We start from the raw sequence: 14,539 nt of genomic DNA on the forward strand, positions 1-14,539 counted from the left end.
TTACGTGGTCGGGATCATGAACAGCAGGGTGCACACGGCGATCGAAATCCCGAACAGCGCGATCATCACGGCGTAACCGAGATTCCGCCGGCGGGGGGAGATCGCCGGGTCCATCCACCACCCGAACACCTTGAACGCCGCCGGAACCGCCCACCAGCCGAGGATCTGGGTGGTGACCAGGTTCGCGAGAAACAGGGCCACGGCGATCGGAACCCCGTGCGCCTCGATGAACGGTGCACTGACGAAATGGCCCCAGATCACCACCAGCGGATACAGCACCAGCAGCGCCAGGAGATTGCTTCGGGCGACGGGCACCGGGGGCGGCTCGTCGCCGCCCGCGCCGCGGAACCAGAAGTCGAAACCGTAGCTCGCTTTGCGGATTCGGAGATTCTTGTTGAACTTCTCGCCTTCCCTCAGGAGGGCGGCCCGCTCGGGTGAATCCATCCACGACGCGAGATTGTCCTCCGTGTCGAAGCTCAGCACGATCGTCCAGTCCTCGGTGATCCCCTGCACCGGCCTCTCGACCTTGTGCCCACGGAAACCCCGGAACCCTGCCTCGGCGGCGGAGATCTTGCGCTGCCAGTCCATGAACGCCGACTCGTCCTCGGGATCGACGTGACAGGAGATGACCACCGACGTCGCCGACTGCTCCCGGGTCTGCTCGCCGGTGAGCAGGTGGACGTCCTCGTTGCCGATGAAGGCGTGCTTGATCTCCGCCACGAGTTCCGTCCGGAGGTCGCTGTCCAGCCATGCGCGGGCGTCCTCGATGGTGGCGAACCGCAGCACGTCCACCCAGTCGTCCTGCACGGGCGGCGACGGCGGCACGATGTCCTGATCGATGAAACCCGGAACCGTCGCGAGGGCTTCCGCCGCGCGCTTCTGCCACCGTGCGTAGTCGGCGTAACTCGCGTCGTCGATCCGGCGTTGGAAGATCACCGACACCGGGGACGCGGCAGGGCTGCGCGGGTGTGAGTGCGGCACGTGAGGTCACCTCCGTTCTGGTCGTGATGCGGGCGCGGTGGCGGAGGAACCCTGGGACCGCCGGGTCGACGTGGTGAGCAGCAGCAGGACCCCGGCTCCCGCGCCCAGGGTCAGGTACAGCCAGCCCAACGGTGCCTGGCTGTTCTCCGGCAACACTCCGGCGACGGCCATCGCCGCACTGACGACGAGATAGCAGGCCGCCGTGACGACGCCCCCGATCAGTCCGAGGTTGCGGGTGAACAGTCCGAGGGCCAGCCCGTACATCTGCGGGCAGAGCACCCCGCATCCCGCGAGCGCGAGGCAGGCGCCGATCGTGATGGCCGGTGCGGTGACGACGGACAGCCCGGCCGTGACGGTGAGCACGAGTGCGCCCGACACGAACACCCACCACGCGCCGAACGCGAGCCGGCGTGTGCCGACCCGAACAGCCAGCGCGCTGCAGGCGAGTTCGCCGAGGAGGTTGGCGCCGCCCACGACCAGCGCCACCGCACCGTAGGCGGCAGGGGAGAACCCCAGAATCTGCTGGTAGAGGAAGGGCGCGACGACACCGAACACCATCTGAGCGGACGCCATCAGCCCGAACACGAGCACGAACCCCACGAAGATGCGGTGACGCAGGGCCGCACCCAGCACCCGCGCCGCGGCGCCCACGTCGACCGGTGCCCGCAGTTCCGGCGGAAGGGTCTCCGGCAGTCCCGCGACGACGAGGGGAACGGCGAGCGCCGCGAGAAGCGCGATCAGCCCGAACACCAGACGCCACGAGATGAACTGCACGAGTACCCCACCGACGGCGGGTGCGAGAACGGGCGCCAGCCCCCACGCGGCCCCGAGGAGACCGGAGACGGACGTGAGCCGCGCACCGCGATAGCAGTCGGCGGCGATCGCGTAGGCGAGGACGAGGCACGCGCACCCGCCGATACCCTGCACGAACCTCAGACCGAGCAGGAGTGTGATGTTCTGCACGAGTGCGCATCCCACGCTGGTGACGACGAGGATCGCCAGGCAGGTCAGCAGAGTTCGTTTGCGCCCCACCGCATCCGCGATCAGGCCGACCGGAATGAACGCCAGACTCATCCCCAGCATGTAGGCCGTCACCGTGTTCTGCACCACGGCCGCGGACGCGTCCAGGTCGAGCACCATCTGCGGCAACGCCGGGGTGTAGATGTCGAGCGGGATCTGGCTGAGCGGAATCACCAGCAGCAGAATGACCACCACACGGCGCGGAACCGGCACGCCGGACGGCGTCGTGGGCACTGACATCCCGCACCACCTGCTTCTCGACCCGAGGGGCTGGAGAACGGAGCAAGTATCCCGACAGGCTTCGACCGCACGTTCCGCAACGGTCCGTGCGGTCGGTTCCCTGGATCATACGACGCGACCCGCGGCGCTCGGGCCGGTTCCGGACCGCGCGGCAGGGGAGGGACACACGAAACGACGGCGTCCGGCTTCCGTCGTAGGCTGAATCTCCCATGTGACGAACAGGAGGCTCAGGTGGCCGAGACGGCGCTGACCGAGACGACGGTGGCCGAGGTGATGGCCGAGCTGGCCGAGCTCGAGGACCCGAGGGCACGCGAGGTGAACGAGAAGCACGGTGACGATCACGGTGTGAACCTCGGCAAGCTGCGCGCGCTCGCGAAGCGGCTGAAGACGCAGCAGGAACTCGCGCGCCAGCTGTGGGAGACGGGCGACACCGCGGCGCGACTGCTGGCGATCCTGATCTGCCGCCCGAAGGCATTCGAGCGTGACGAGTTGGACGCCATGGTGCGCGAGGCGCGCGCACCCAAGGTGCACGACTGGCTCGTGAACTACGTGGTGAAGAAGAACCCACACTCCGAGGAGCTGCGCCTGGCCTGGTTCGCCGATCCGGATCCCGTGGTCGCGAGTGCCGGCTGGGCGCTGACCACCGACCGCGTGGCGAAGAAGCCGCAGGGCCTCGACCTCGCGGGACTGCTCGACGTCATCGAGGCGGAAATGAAAGATGCCCCGGATCGCCTGCAGTGGGCGATGAACCACTGCCTGGCCCAGATCGGCATCGAGCACGCCGAGCACCGCACCCGCGCACTCGATATCGGTGAGCGCCTGGAGGTGCTGAAGGGCTACCCGACGTCCCCGGGCTGCACGTCTCCGTTCGCGCCCGCGTGGATCACCGAGATGGTGCGCCGGCAGGGCGACACATAGAGGGTTCGGTCCGACGACCTCGGCCGCCCTCGGTGGCCGGACGCGGAAGAGCCCACCCGCGTCGCGATCGGTGTGGTGATCGCAACGCGGATGGGCTCGACTGACGCTACTGCGTGCCGACTGCGGACCGGGGCGCTCTACCGAACGCCCCGACGCAGGTCAGCGGCTGCGGACGACTTACACGTCGTAGTACAGCTGGAACTCGTAGGGGTGCGGACGCAGGTTGACCGGAGCGATTTCCTGCTCACGCTTGAGCGAGATCCACGTCTCGATCAGGTCGGACGTGAACACGCCACCCTCGGTGAGGTAGTCGTGATCGGCCTCGAGGCGATCGATGACGGCCGACAGGCTGGTGGGTGCCTGCGGGATGTTGCGGGCCTCCTCCGGCGGGAGCTCGTAGAGGTCCTTGTCGACGGGAGCCTGCGGCTCGATCTTGTTCTTGATGCCGTCCAGGCCGGCCATCATCTGCGCCGCGAAGTTCAGGTAGGGGTTACCCGAGGAGTCGGGGGCGCGGAACTCGAGGCGCTTGGCCTTCGGGTTGTTGCCGGTGATCGGGATACGCACGGCCGCCGAGCGGTTGCGCTGGCTGTACACGAGGTTGATGGGGGCTTCGTAGCCCGGCACCAGACGGTGGTACGAGTTGATCGTCGGGTTGGTGAACGCCAGCAGCGACGGTGCGTGGTGCAGGATGCCGCCGATGTAGTGACGCGCCATGTCGGACAGGCCTGCGTAGCCGGCCTCGTCGTGGAACAGCGGCTTGCCGTCCTTCCACAGCGACTGGTGGACGTGCATGCCCGAGCCGTTGTCGCCGAACAGCGGCTTCGGCATGAAGGTGGCCGACTTGCCGTGCTGCCAGGCGGTGTTCTTCACGATGTACTTGAACAGCTGCAGGTCGTCTGCGGCCGCGAGCAGCGTGTTGAACTTGTAGTTGATCTCCTGCTGGCCGCCGGTGCCGACCTCGTGGTGGCCGCGCTCGAGCTCGAAGCCCGCGTTCTGCAGGTTGGTGGAGATCTCGTCGCGCAGGTCGACGTAGTGGTCGTACGGAGCGACGGGGAAGTATCCACCCTTGGGGCGGACCTTGTAGCCCAGGTTGGGGCTGCCGTCGGCGTTCACGTCGTTGCCGGTGTTCCAGGAACCCGAGATGGAGTCGAGCTCGTAGAACGCGCCGTTGATGCCGGAGTCGTAGCGGACCGAGTCGAAGATGTAGAACTCGGCCTCGGCGCCGAAGAAGGCGGTGTCGGCGATGCCGGTCGACTTCAGGTATTCCTCGGCCTTGCGCGCGACGTTACGTGGGTCGCGGCTGTAGGACTCACGCGTGAACGGGTCGTGCACGAAGAAGTTGATGTTCAGGGTCTTGGCCGCGCGGAACGGGTCGATCTGGGCGGTGGCGACGTCGGGGAGGAGCATCATGTCCGACTCGTGGATCGACTGGAAGCCGCGGACGGACGAACCGTCGAACGCGAGGCCGTCCTCGAAGACGTCCTGGTTGAACGCGGACGCCGGGATCGAGAAGTGCTGCTGCACGCCCGGCAGGTCGCTGAACCGGATGTCGACATATTCGACGTTCTCGTCCTTGATGAACTTGATGACCTCTTCGGCCGTGGTGAACGCCACGCTTGTGCTCCTTAAGTCGCTTCAGCCAAGTGGATATTGGCGAATTCGTCGAGCCAGACGGTAAGGACTTGGTGTTGCCCGCTGGTCAACCCTTTGTTTCGCCCGTGTTACGCGTCGAATCTTCCTGGGCTTTTGCACCGGCTGTGACTGCGCACACAGCCCAAAGCTCCGGTGTGAGGTCCTCCGAGAGGCGACGCCTATCCTGGACAGCATGGCACGTATCACCGGTTCTTGGCTTTCCGGACCCTCGGCTGCACTGCCGAACGGCGCGGACGAGACGACGCAGTCCTTCCGGGGCGAGCGCCTCGGCTTGCAGGCGGAAGGTCCCGGTTCACTCGCGAGCACAGGACGCCGCCTCGCCGCTCTGATGATCGACTGGGTGTCGTCGGCGGGTGTCGCGGCACTGATCATCGGCGACAACTTCTTCGAGGGTCCGTTCTCGACCTTCACTCTGCTCGTCTGGTTCGTCGTCGGTGTCGCCACGGTGTCGCTGTTCTCCTTCACGCCGGGGCAGCTGTTCCTGGGCATGCAGGTGGCGCGGGTGGACGGGCCCGCCCGGGTCGGCTTCGTCCGGGCTCTGGTGCGTCAGGCGCTGCTCGTGTTCGTCGTGCCCGGGACCATCACGGACATCGACGGTCGCGGCATGCAGGACCGGGCCACCGGCACCGCCCTGATCCGCACGCGCTGACCCCGCAGAACGTCTTCCGCCCGATGTCGGTTCGACATCGGGCGGAGTAGGGGGCGACAGGCTTCTAGCGACGACGGATGGTGCGCTGCACGCCACGCATCTTCGCGCCGCCGGGCATCGGACCCTTGGGCAGTGCGGCGCCGCCACCGCGGCTGCTGAGCGCGGCGAGCCGAGACTCGATGGCGTCCATCCGCTTGGTGTCGATGTTCTTCGGCAGCTTGTTCAGATGCTTCTGCAGCTGGGACAGCGGGACCTGGCCCTCGTCGTTGCCGATGACGATGTCGTAGATCGGGGTGTCGCCGACGAGGCGCGCCGTCTTCTTCTTCTCCTGGGCCAGGAGCGACTTCACGCGTTGCGGCGATCCCTCGGCGACGAGGATGACGCCGGGTCGTCCGATCACGCGGTGAACGGCGTCGAGCTGCGTGGTGCCCGCGATCGCGCTGGTCACCCGCCAGGAGCCCTGCATGTTGTCGAGCGCCCAGGCGGCCGCGCCAGCCTGGCCCTCGGCCTTGCCGTACACCGTCTTCTGCACGCGCCGGCCGAAGATGATGAACGCTCCGAGCACGCCGAGGAGGAGACCGATCGGAAGGAGGAACCACTGGAGGCCCCAGATCAGACCGACGAGGAAGAACACCACCGCGAGTCCGATGAGCGTGCCGAGCATGAGCGGCAACAGCAGCTTGTCTTCCTTGCGCTGCATCTGGAACGCCTGCCAGAGCTGAGTTCTGCGTTCCTTCGACGCCTGCCTGCGGGCTGCCTTGGCGGCTGCCTTTGCTTCTTTACTGGGTTTGCCCGCTTTACCGGATTTACTGCCGTTCGCCATGCTCTTCAGGATACGTCCCTGGCCGTGCGCGGTGATGACCCGTCCGGTGTCGACCACCGCCCACGCGTGGAGGTCAGCGCGCGAGCCGCGCCATGAGGGAACTTGCTTCCTGCGACGCATCTCCGCTTTCGGTGAGATGTGCCTGTCCTGCAGGCAATTCGCGGCCGTGGTGGGCCATCGCCTGCGCGTAGAGGCGGCCGGCGCGGTAGGAGGAGCGGACGAGGGGTCCGGCCATGACGCCGGCGAACCCGATCTCCTCGGCGGTCTTGGAGTGTGCGACGAACTCCTCGGGCTTGACCCACCGTTCGACGGGGTGGTGGCGGGGGGAGGGGCGCAGGTACTGGGTGATGGTGATGATGTCGCAGCCGGCGTCGTGCAGGTCGTGCAACGCCTGGGTGACCTCGTCGGGGGTTTCGCCCATGCCGAGGATGAGGTTGGACTTGGTGACGAGGTTGTCCTCGCGGGCGGCGGTGATCACGTCGAGGCTGCGCTGGTAGCGGAACGCGGGCCGGATCCGCTTGAAGATGCGGGGGACGGTTTCGACGTTGTGGGCGAGCACCTCGGGGCGGGTGGAGAACACCTCGGCGAGTTGGTCGGGTTTGGCGTTGAAATCGGGGATGAGCAGTTCGACGCCGGTGCCGGGGTTGAGTTGGTGGATCAGGCGGACGGTTTCGGCGTAGAGCCAGGCGCCGCCGTCGGGGAGGTCGTCGCGGGCGACGCCGGTGATGGTGGAGTAGCGCAGTCCCATCGCCTGGACGGATTCGGCGACGCGGCGGGGTTCGTCGCGGTCGAGGTCGTCGGGTTTGCCGGTGTCGATCTGGCAGAAGTCGCAGCGGCGGGTGCATTGTTCACCGCCGATGAGGAAGGTTGCCTCGCGGTCTTCCCAGCATTCGTAGATGTTGGGGCAGCCGGCTTCTTCGCAGACGGTGTGCAAACCCTCGCGTTTGACGAGGCTTTTGAGCTCGGAGTATTCCGGGCCCATCTTCGCTCTCGTCTTGATCCAGTTCGGTTTGCGTTCGATCGGAGTCTCCGCATTTCGGATCTCGAGGCGGAGCAATTTGCGTCCTTCTGGGGCCACAGTCACGGAGACGATGGTACGCCCGGCCCGTCGCACCCGGCGGGCCGGGGAGCGGGGGTCAACCGTACTGAACAGTAGTGAAGGTGGGCGCGGAGGACGTCGTCTCGGCGGCGGCGGAGTCGAACGTGACCCGCTCGATGTCGTGTTCGGTTACCGGAAGTTCGCCGTCGAGCGCGGCGACGACGGCGGCCGTGACGGCGGGTGTGACCTCCTCGACCGTGACGTCGCGGCCCAGCTCCCGCGACAGCGACGTGACCCCGGCGTCGCGGATACCGCACGGGATGATCGCGTCGAACCCCGTGAGAACGGAATTGCAGTTGAGCGAGAAGCCGTGCAGTGCGACACCCCGCTGGACCCGCACCCCGATGGCCGCCACTTTGCGCTCGGGCAGCCACTGCCCGTTGTCGAGGGACGCAGGCAGCCACACACCGGAGCGGCCGTCGACCCTGCCGCAGTCGATGCCGAGGTCGGTGCACACGGTGATCAGTGCCTGCTCGAGCCGGCGCACGTACCGCACGACGTCGACCGGTTCGGCCAGCTTGACGATCGGGTAGCCCACCAGCTGTCCCGGACCGTGCCAGGTGATCTTCCCGCCGCGGTCGACGTCGATGACGGGAGTGCCGTCGGTCGGACGGTCCTCGGGTTCGGTCCGGCGGCCCGCGGTGTAGACGGCCGGGTGTTCGAGCAGGAGCAGCGTGTCGGTACCCACGTTCTCGGCGCGTTCGGCCGCCAGCTCGCGCTGTCGATCCCAGGCGTCGACGTACCCGATCGTGCCGAGGTGTTCGACGGAAATCGGGGAGGGGCTGAAACGGGCGGATTGTGTCGCGCTGCTCATGCGCTAGAGGTTACGCCGGGGCGGCGGCCGCACCGCCACGACCTGGGTTCACCGCACGAGGGCGGCGTCGAGCGCTTCCCCGATGGTGTTGTGCCGGAACCGGAATCCCGCATTCTCGAGCACCATGGGTATCGCGCGCTGTCCGGCCAGAATGCCTTCCTGCGCGAACTCTCCGACCAGCGCGCTGAGCGCGAACCCGGGAACGATCCACGGCGCGGGGCGGTGCAGCGTCCGCGCGACCGCGCCGTTGAACTGGGCGTTGGTGACGGGCGCCGGGCCGGTGACGTTCACGGGACCGGCGACGTCGTCGCGAGTGAGGACGAACTTGATCGCATCGACCTCGTCCTCCAACGAGATCCACGACAGGTACTGGCGTCCGTTGCCGAGCCTGCCGCCGAGCCCGAACGAGTACAGCGTCTTCAGCCTGCCGAGCAGGCCGCCGTGGGGGGAGAGGACGATGCCGCTCCGCAGGAGAACCGTCCGGACCTTCGAGGTGTCGGCGGGGGCCGTCGCGGCCTCCCAGTCGCGGCAGGTGTCCGCGAGGAAACCCGTCCCGGAGGGCGAGGTCTCGTCGACGACCCGGTCGCCGGTGTCGCCGTAGTAGCCGACTGCACTCGCATTCACGAACACGGGCACCCCGGCCTCGGCGACACCCTCGGCGAGGACGTCGGTGGCGGCGATGCGGCTGTCCCGGATCAGTTGCTTGTACGCACCGGTCCAGCGTTTGTCGCCGACCCCGACGCCGCAGAGATTCACGACTGCATCGGCGTCCGCGAGGATCCCCGTGTCGATCCGGTCCTTCTGCGGATCCCAGCGTGACTCGTCGGGGCCCGCGGACGACCGGCGGACGAGGCGAACGACGTCGTGACCGTCGCCGCGGAGAGACGAGACGAGAGCGGTGCCAATCAGCCCGGAGGAACCGGCGATGACCACTCGCATGTGCAACAGCCTCCTTCACAGCGCAGGGGCACCATCCCTGCTGGAAATGGTGCCCCTGCGAAACTACGTTCGGCTCGAAGTCCGGTGACGATCAGAGGCCGAGGTCGGCCTCGAACGCTCCCTGCTCCAGACGCTGCTTGATCGTGGTCAAGAAGCGGCCGGCGTCGGCACCGTCGACGAGGCGGTGGTCGTAGGTGAGCGGCAGGTAGCACATCGAGCGGACGCCGATGCTTTCACTGCCGGACTCGTCGGTCACGACCACGGGACGCTTGACGATCGCGCCGGTTCCGAGCATCGCGGCCTGCGGGGGCACGAGGATCGGGGTGTCGAACAGGGCGCCCTGGCTACCGATGTTCGTGATCGTGAACGTGCCACCGGACAGCTCGTCCGGCTTGAGCCCACCGGAGCGGGCGCGCTTGGCGATGTCCGCGATGGCGCGGGCCAGTCCGGCCAGCGACAGGTCGCCGGCGTTGTGGATCACGGGGGACAGCAGGCCCTGGTCGGTGTCGACCGCGATGCCCAGGTGCTCGGCGTCGTAGTAGGTGATCTGCTTGTTCGCCTCGTCGTAGCTGGCGTTGATGTTCGGGTGCGACTTCAGCGCCTCGACGACGGCCTTCGCGAAGAACGGGAGGAACGTGAGCTTGACGCCCTCGCGCTCGAGGAAGGTGTTCTTGGCCTGCGCACGCAGGGCCGCGATCTTGGTGACGTCGACCTCGAAGGTCTGGGTCAGCTGCGCCGTGGTCTGCAGCGACTCCCGCGTCTTCGTGGCGGTGATCTGACGAATCCGGTTGGCCTTCTGCGTGGTTCCGCGCAGGTGCAACAGTTCCGGGCGGACCCCGGCGGATGCGGCTGCGGGAGCAGCTGCGGCGGCCGGTGCGGCAGCAGGCGCGGCCGCGGCGGCCGGGGCCTTCTTGGCCTCGGCGGCAGCGAGGACGTCCTGCTTACGGATGCGGCCACCGACTCCGGTGCCCGTCACCGAGGACAGATCGACCTTGTTGTCCGCGGCGAGCTTGCGCACCAGCGGGGTGACGTACGGGGTGCTGTCTCCGGACGTGGCCGCGGGAGCGGGTGCGGCGGCTGCGGGAGCAGGCGCGGACGCTGCCGGTGCGGCGGCCGGGGCCGGGGCGCTCTTGGCGGGCTCGGGCTTCGCCGGCTCCGGGGCCGGAGCGGGCTTCGCGGGCTCCGGGGTCGGCTCGGGCTTCGGTTCCGCGGCCGGCTTGGCGGCGGGCGCACCCGAACCGATGACGGCGAGCTGACCGCCGACGGAGACGGTGTCGTCTTCCTCGGCGCTGATCTCGAGGAGCGTACCGGCGACGGGGGACGGGATCTCCGTGTCGACCTTGTCGGTGGATACCTCGACGAGCGGCTCGTCCACGGCGACCTCGTCGCCGACGGCCTTGAGCCAGCGGGTGACGGTGCCCTCGGTGACGGATTCGCCCAGTTCGGGCATCTTCACGGCGGTGCCCTCGGCGGAACCGTTGCCGGACGCTGCGGGCGCAGGCTCGGCGGCCGGTGCCTCCGCGGCGGGAGCCGGCTCTGCGGCGGGCTCTTCGGCGGCGGGTGCGGGAGCGGAGTCGGAGGCGGGAGCCTCACCGGCGTCGCCGATCACGGCAAGCTCGCCACCGATTTCCACGGTGTCGTCTTCCTGAGCAACGATCTTGCTGAGAACGCCGGCCACGGGAGACGGGATTTCCGTGTCCACCTTGTCCGTGGAGACTTCGAGCAAGGGTTCGTCAACTTCGACCGTGTCTCCTTCCTGCTTGAGCCACCGCGTGACAGTTCCCTCGGTGACACTCTCACCAAGCGCTGGCATCTGGACGGAGAAGGCCATGTCTTTTGACTCCTCGACAGTTGTGTTCGGGTTGTTGAATTTTGTCGACTTGTGGTCGTGAACCATTGTGCTCGAGATGCACGTGTCTTGCGTCTACTTGCAGGTAATTCCGATTCGTCGTCACCCACTCGCTGTGTCGGCGCTCCACATCTTTCCATTGATCCGACGGGCGTGTCCGCCGAGGGGCACCCGTCGGGGACTCCGGTGTGTCGCGACGTAATCGCTACCGGCCAGTAGTTTTCGTGTGCGGCGGAAACCGGACGTTCGCTGGCAAACTTGGAGGACAGTCGCCGGCATCGTCCGGCGCACGCACTCGAGGAGGCTCGACGTGGGGTTGTTCGACCGATTCTCGCGGCCTCGGTCCGGCCGATCGCAGGCCTCCCCGGAGGATGCCGCGTATCTCGCGAACTGGACTCGCACGCACCTCGGTGTGGAGGCTTACGTGGAACCTCAGACGACAGTGACGGAAGTCACTGTCGTGCTCGTTGCGGCGGACGGGGAGTGGACCCGGCGCCGGGTGGGCGGTGAACGCGGCGCCCGCAAACTCGGCGAGGATCTCCGCATCCCCGTGTACGACGTCCGCAAGACCGGCTACCCGCAGCGGATGCGGGACCACGACGCGCGGCGTCGCATCGAGCGGAAGCGCGAACGCGAGCGCGACCTGTAGGCGGCGTCGCCGCCCGTGCGCCTTTCTGGTTGTTCCAGCTACCGGAAAGGCGCACGGGTGCGGAGCGCCTACCCGTTGGCGGCGATGTCCTCGATCACCGAGATCATGGTGCGCACGGGCACGCCGGTGCCGCCGCGGCCGGTGTATCCCCACGGTCCCGACGAGTTGTAGGCCGGACCGGCGACGTCGATGTGCGCCCACTGGACGCCGTCGGCGACGAACTCCTTCAGGTACAGGGCCGCCGCGAGCATGCCGCCCCAGCGGTGGTTGGTGACGTTGGCGAGGTCGGCGACCTTCGAATCGAGGTCCGAGCGCAGTTCGGCGGGCATCGGCATGGCCCACGCGTTCTCGCCGATCTCCTGGGAGATGGCGGCGACGCGGTCGCGGAACTCGTCGGTGCCCATGACGCCGGGCGTCCGGTTGCCCAGTGCCACCATCTGCGCGCCGGTGAGTGTTGCGGTGTCGATGAGGTAGTCGGGGTCGTCCTCGCACGCGCGGACGATGGCGTCGGCGAGGACGAGACGTCCCTCCGCGTCGGTGTTGATGACCTCCACCGTGGTTCCGCCGTACTGGGTGAGGACGTCGCCGGGACGCTGCGCGGTGGACGACGGCATGTTCTCGGCCATCGGGACGGTGGCGGTGACGTCGACGGGCAGACCGAGTTTGGCGGCGAGGACCACGGTCGCGACAACGGCTGCGGCGCCGCCCATGTCGGATGTCATGTTCTCCATGCCTGCGGCGGGCTTGATGGAGATGCCGCCGGTGTCGAACGTGATGCCCTTGCCGACGAGCGCGACCTTGGGGGCGTTCCGCTTCTTGGCGGAATAGGTCAGCCGGACCAGTCTCGGCAGCCGGGACGAGCCCTTGCCCACCCCGAGGATGCCGCCGTACCCGTTCTTTTCGAGCGCCTTCTCGTCGAGGACCTCGACCTTCAGTCCGGCGTCGGTGCCGAGAGTCTTTGCGCGGTCGGCGAATTCGGCGGGAAAGAGGTGGCTCGGGGGAGTGTTGACGAATTCGCGCGCGGTAGCGACGGCTTCGGCGATCGCCGTGGAGTGCGCGAGGGTGTCCTTTGACTCCTTGGCGCGGGGGGACGACACCAGCAGCTCCACCCGGGAGACGGGCTGCGCGTCGGGGCCGGGAGCGGATTTCGCGGACTTGAACTCGGTGAAGCGGTACGCGCCGAGGGCGAAACCTTCGGCTGCCGCACCGAGATCGAGTACGGACAGGGTGGTCGCGACGGTGCCGACGCCGCTGAGCGAACGCGCCGCGGCGCCCGCGGACTTGCGGATCTGCTCGGCGTCGAGCTTCTCGGCCGAACCGAGTCCGACGGCGAGCACGCTGTCGACCGGAAGGGTGTCGGGTGCGGGGATGCGGGTCGTCTCCTCGGCCTTGCCGGAGGCCCCCACTGCGACGAGCGTGTCGAGCAGATCGGTCAGCACCGATTCGTCGACGATGCCGTCGCCGAGCGCGATTTCGGGGCCGTCCGAGGTCGACGTCAGCCCGATCACCAGCACGTCCACCCGCTTGCCGACGGTGCCGGCCAGGGCGAGTTGTGGTCCGAGGGGTCGGGCTGTGTGAGTGCTCACGGTGTCTCTCCTGCAGCGGTTCGGGATCGGGTGGTGTCGGATGGTCGACGTCCGTCCCGATGGTAGTGCTCGTCCGCCGTCGCCTACCCGGTGCGCCCGGGGGTCGGATAAGTTGAGGCCCATGACCGAGGAGCAGTTGTCGCAAGGCCCCGTCCACGCCGTTCACGTCGAACTCGGGGCCACGTTCGCTCCCTTCGGTGGCTGGGAGATGCCCGTCTCGTACGCCGGTGTCGTCGCCGAACACACCGCGGTCCGCGAGTCGGTGGGGGTGTTCGACGTCAGCCACCTCGGCAAGGCCCTCGTGCGGGGCAGCGGCGCCGCCGCGTTCGTCAACTCGGCGCTGACCAACGATCTCGACAAGATCGGTCCCGGCAAGGCGCAGTACACGCTGTGCTGCACGCCGTCGGGCGGAGTCATCGACGATCTGATCGCCTACTACGTCGGCCCCGACGAGGTGTTCCTCGTCCCCAACGCGGCCAACACCGCGGACGTGGTCGCGGCACTGGCCGCCACGGCGCCCGAGGGCGTCACGGTGGAGAACCAGCACCGGGACTTCGGTGTGATCGCCGTGCAGGGCCCGAAGTCGGCGGACGTGCTCACCGCCCTCGGCTTGCCCACCGACATCGAGTACATGGCCTTCGCGGACGCCACCTGGGACGGGGTTCCCGTCCGCGTGTGCCGCAGCGGGTACACCGGCGAGGTCGGGTTCGAACTGCTGCCGCGCTGGGAGGACAGCGAGAAGCTGTTCCGGGCCGCGGTCGAGCAGGTCCGCGCCCACGGCGGCCAGGTCGCCGGTCTCGGGGCCCGGGACACGCTGCGCACCGAGATGGGATACCCGTTGCACGGGCACGAACTGTCGCTGGAGATCTCCCCGCTCGAGGCGCGATGCGGCTGGGCGATCGGGTGGAAGAAGCCGAAGTTCTGGGGCAAGGAGACGCTCACCGGCGAGAAGGAGTCCGGCCCGGCGCGCAAGTTGTGGGGCATCAAGGCGCTGGATCGCGGGGTTCTCCGCGCCGGTCAGACCGTGCTGCGCGACGGCGAGTCGATCGGTGAGACCACGTCGGGCACGTTCTCGCCCACGCTCAAGGTCGGGATCGCATTGGCGCTGCTCGACTCCGGAGCCGGCGTGTCGGCCGGAGACGAGATCTCCGTGGACGTCCGGGGGCGCTCGCTGCGGGCCGAGGTGGTGTCTCCGCCGTTCGTGGAGATCAACACCAAGTAAGCGCATGTCGCGGACGACCTGTCGGCCGTGGGGCGGCGGACGGCGTTCGATAAGATCACGGGCATGACAGGTGTCACCGAGTTCGTTCGCGTCCCGC

13 protein-coding genes are annotated in these 14,539 nt (G+C 68.0%); 4 read left to right on the plus strand and 9 right to left on the minus strand.

The window, feature by feature from the left end; translation table 11 throughout:
• A complete protein-coding gene (locus tag DTA22_RS11770) occupies nucleotides 1–981 on the minus strand; it encodes an antibiotic biosynthesis monooxygenase (protein ID WP_037226572.1) in 981 nt (326 codons plus the stop codon).
• A gap of 6 nt (nucleotides 982–987) precedes the next feature.
• On the minus strand, nucleotides 988–2,241 hold the full coding sequence (locus tag DTA22_RS11775) for a multidrug effflux MFS transporter (protein WP_037226574.1): 1,254 nt from the start codon (nucleotides 2,239–2,241) through the stop codon (nucleotides 988–990).
• Nucleotides 2,242–2,472: 231 nt separating this feature from the next.
• Between DTA22_RS11775 and DTA22_RS11780 the strand changes: the two genes are divergently transcribed.
• On the plus strand, nucleotides 2,473–3,159 hold the full coding sequence (locus tag DTA22_RS11780) for a DNA alkylation repair protein (protein ID WP_112299520.1): 687 nt from the start codon (nucleotides 2,473–2,475) through the stop codon (nucleotides 3,157–3,159).
• Nucleotides 3,160–3,336: 177 nt separating this feature from the next.
• Here DTA22_RS11780 and glnA read toward each other — a convergent pair whose 3' ends face one another.
• Complete coding sequence (glnA, locus tag DTA22_RS11785) at nucleotides 3,337–4,773, minus strand: type I glutamate--ammonia ligase (RefSeq protein WP_005247755.1); 1,437 nt, start codon at nucleotides 4,771–4,773, stop codon at nucleotides 3,337–3,339.
• A 211-nt stretch (nucleotides 4,774–4,984) separates the two neighbouring features.
• On the opposite strand from glnA, the gene DTA22_RS11790 reads away from it, so the two are divergent.
• Entirely contained in the window at nucleotides 4,985–5,461 is a 477-nt protein-coding gene (locus tag DTA22_RS11790; protein WP_037226578.1) for an RDD family protein, read from the plus strand.
• Between the two features lie 64 nt (nucleotides 5,462–5,525).
• Here DTA22_RS11790 and DTA22_RS11795 read toward each other — a convergent pair whose 3' ends face one another.
• The 5 genes from DTA22_RS11795 to sucB form a co-directional block, all read right to left on the minus strand.
• The gene (locus tag DTA22_RS11795; RefSeq protein WP_037226684.1) at nucleotides 5,526–6,284 is read right to left on the minus strand and encodes a DUF4191 domain-containing protein; all 759 of its coding nucleotides are present in this window, start codon (nucleotides 6,282–6,284) and stop codon (nucleotides 5,526–5,528) included.
• 73 nt (nucleotides 6,285–6,357) lie between these two features.
• Nucleotides 6,358–7,368 (minus strand): lipoyl synthase, encoded by a 1,011-nt coding sequence (gene lipA, locus DTA22_RS11800; RefSeq protein WP_037226580.1) that lies wholly within the window; start codon nucleotides 7,366–7,368, stop codon nucleotides 6,358–6,360.
• Between the two features lie 52 nt (nucleotides 7,369–7,420).
• Nucleotides 7,421–8,197 carry a lipoyl(octanoyl) transferase LipB gene (lipB, locus tag DTA22_RS11805; protein ID WP_037226581.1) on the minus strand — a complete coding sequence of 259 codons (777 nt, stop codon included), beginning with the start codon at nucleotides 8,195–8,197 and terminating at the stop codon, nucleotides 7,421–7,423.
• A 48-nt stretch (nucleotides 8,198–8,245) separates the two neighbouring features.
• Entirely contained in the window at nucleotides 8,246–9,136 is an 891-nt protein-coding gene (locus tag DTA22_RS11810; RefSeq protein WP_112299521.1) for a TIGR01777 family oxidoreductase, read from the minus strand.
• Between the two features lie 91 nt (nucleotides 9,137–9,227).
• Nucleotides 9,228–10,967: a 2-oxoglutarate dehydrogenase, E2 component, dihydrolipoamide succinyltransferase gene (gene sucB / locus DTA22_RS11815; protein ID WP_112299522.1), complete on the minus strand. Its 1,740-nt coding sequence runs from the start codon at nucleotides 10,965–10,967 to the stop codon at nucleotides 9,228–9,230.
• A 328-nt stretch (nucleotides 10,968–11,295) separates the two neighbouring features.
• Between sucB and DTA22_RS11820 the strand changes: the two genes are divergently transcribed.
• The gene (locus DTA22_RS11820) at nucleotides 11,296–11,634 is read left to right on the plus strand and encodes a hypothetical protein (protein WP_005247738.1); all 339 of its coding nucleotides are present in this window, start codon (nucleotides 11,296–11,298) and stop codon (nucleotides 11,632–11,634) included.
• Nucleotides 11,635–11,702: 68 nt separating this feature from the next.
• Here the strand turns inward: DTA22_RS11820 and DTA22_RS11825 are convergent, their stop codons facing one another.
• Complete coding sequence (locus DTA22_RS11825; RefSeq protein WP_112299523.1) at nucleotides 11,703–13,220, minus strand: leucyl aminopeptidase; 1,518 nt, start codon at nucleotides 13,218–13,220, stop codon at nucleotides 11,703–11,705.
• A gap of 121 nt (nucleotides 13,221–13,341) precedes the next feature.
• On the opposite strand from DTA22_RS11825, the gene gcvT reads away from it, so the two are divergent.
• Complete coding sequence (gene gcvT / locus DTA22_RS11830; protein WP_112299524.1) at nucleotides 13,342–14,442, plus strand: glycine cleavage system aminomethyltransferase GcvT; 1,101 nt, start codon at nucleotides 13,342–13,344, stop codon at nucleotides 14,440–14,442.
• Nucleotides 14,443–14,539: the final 97 nt, after the last annotated feature.

It is taken from the genome of Rhodococcus wratislaviensis (assembly GCF_900455735.1).
Classification (GTDB): domain Bacteria; phylum Actinomycetota; class Actinomycetes; order Mycobacteriales; family Mycobacteriaceae; genus Rhodococcus_F; species Rhodococcus_F wratislaviensis.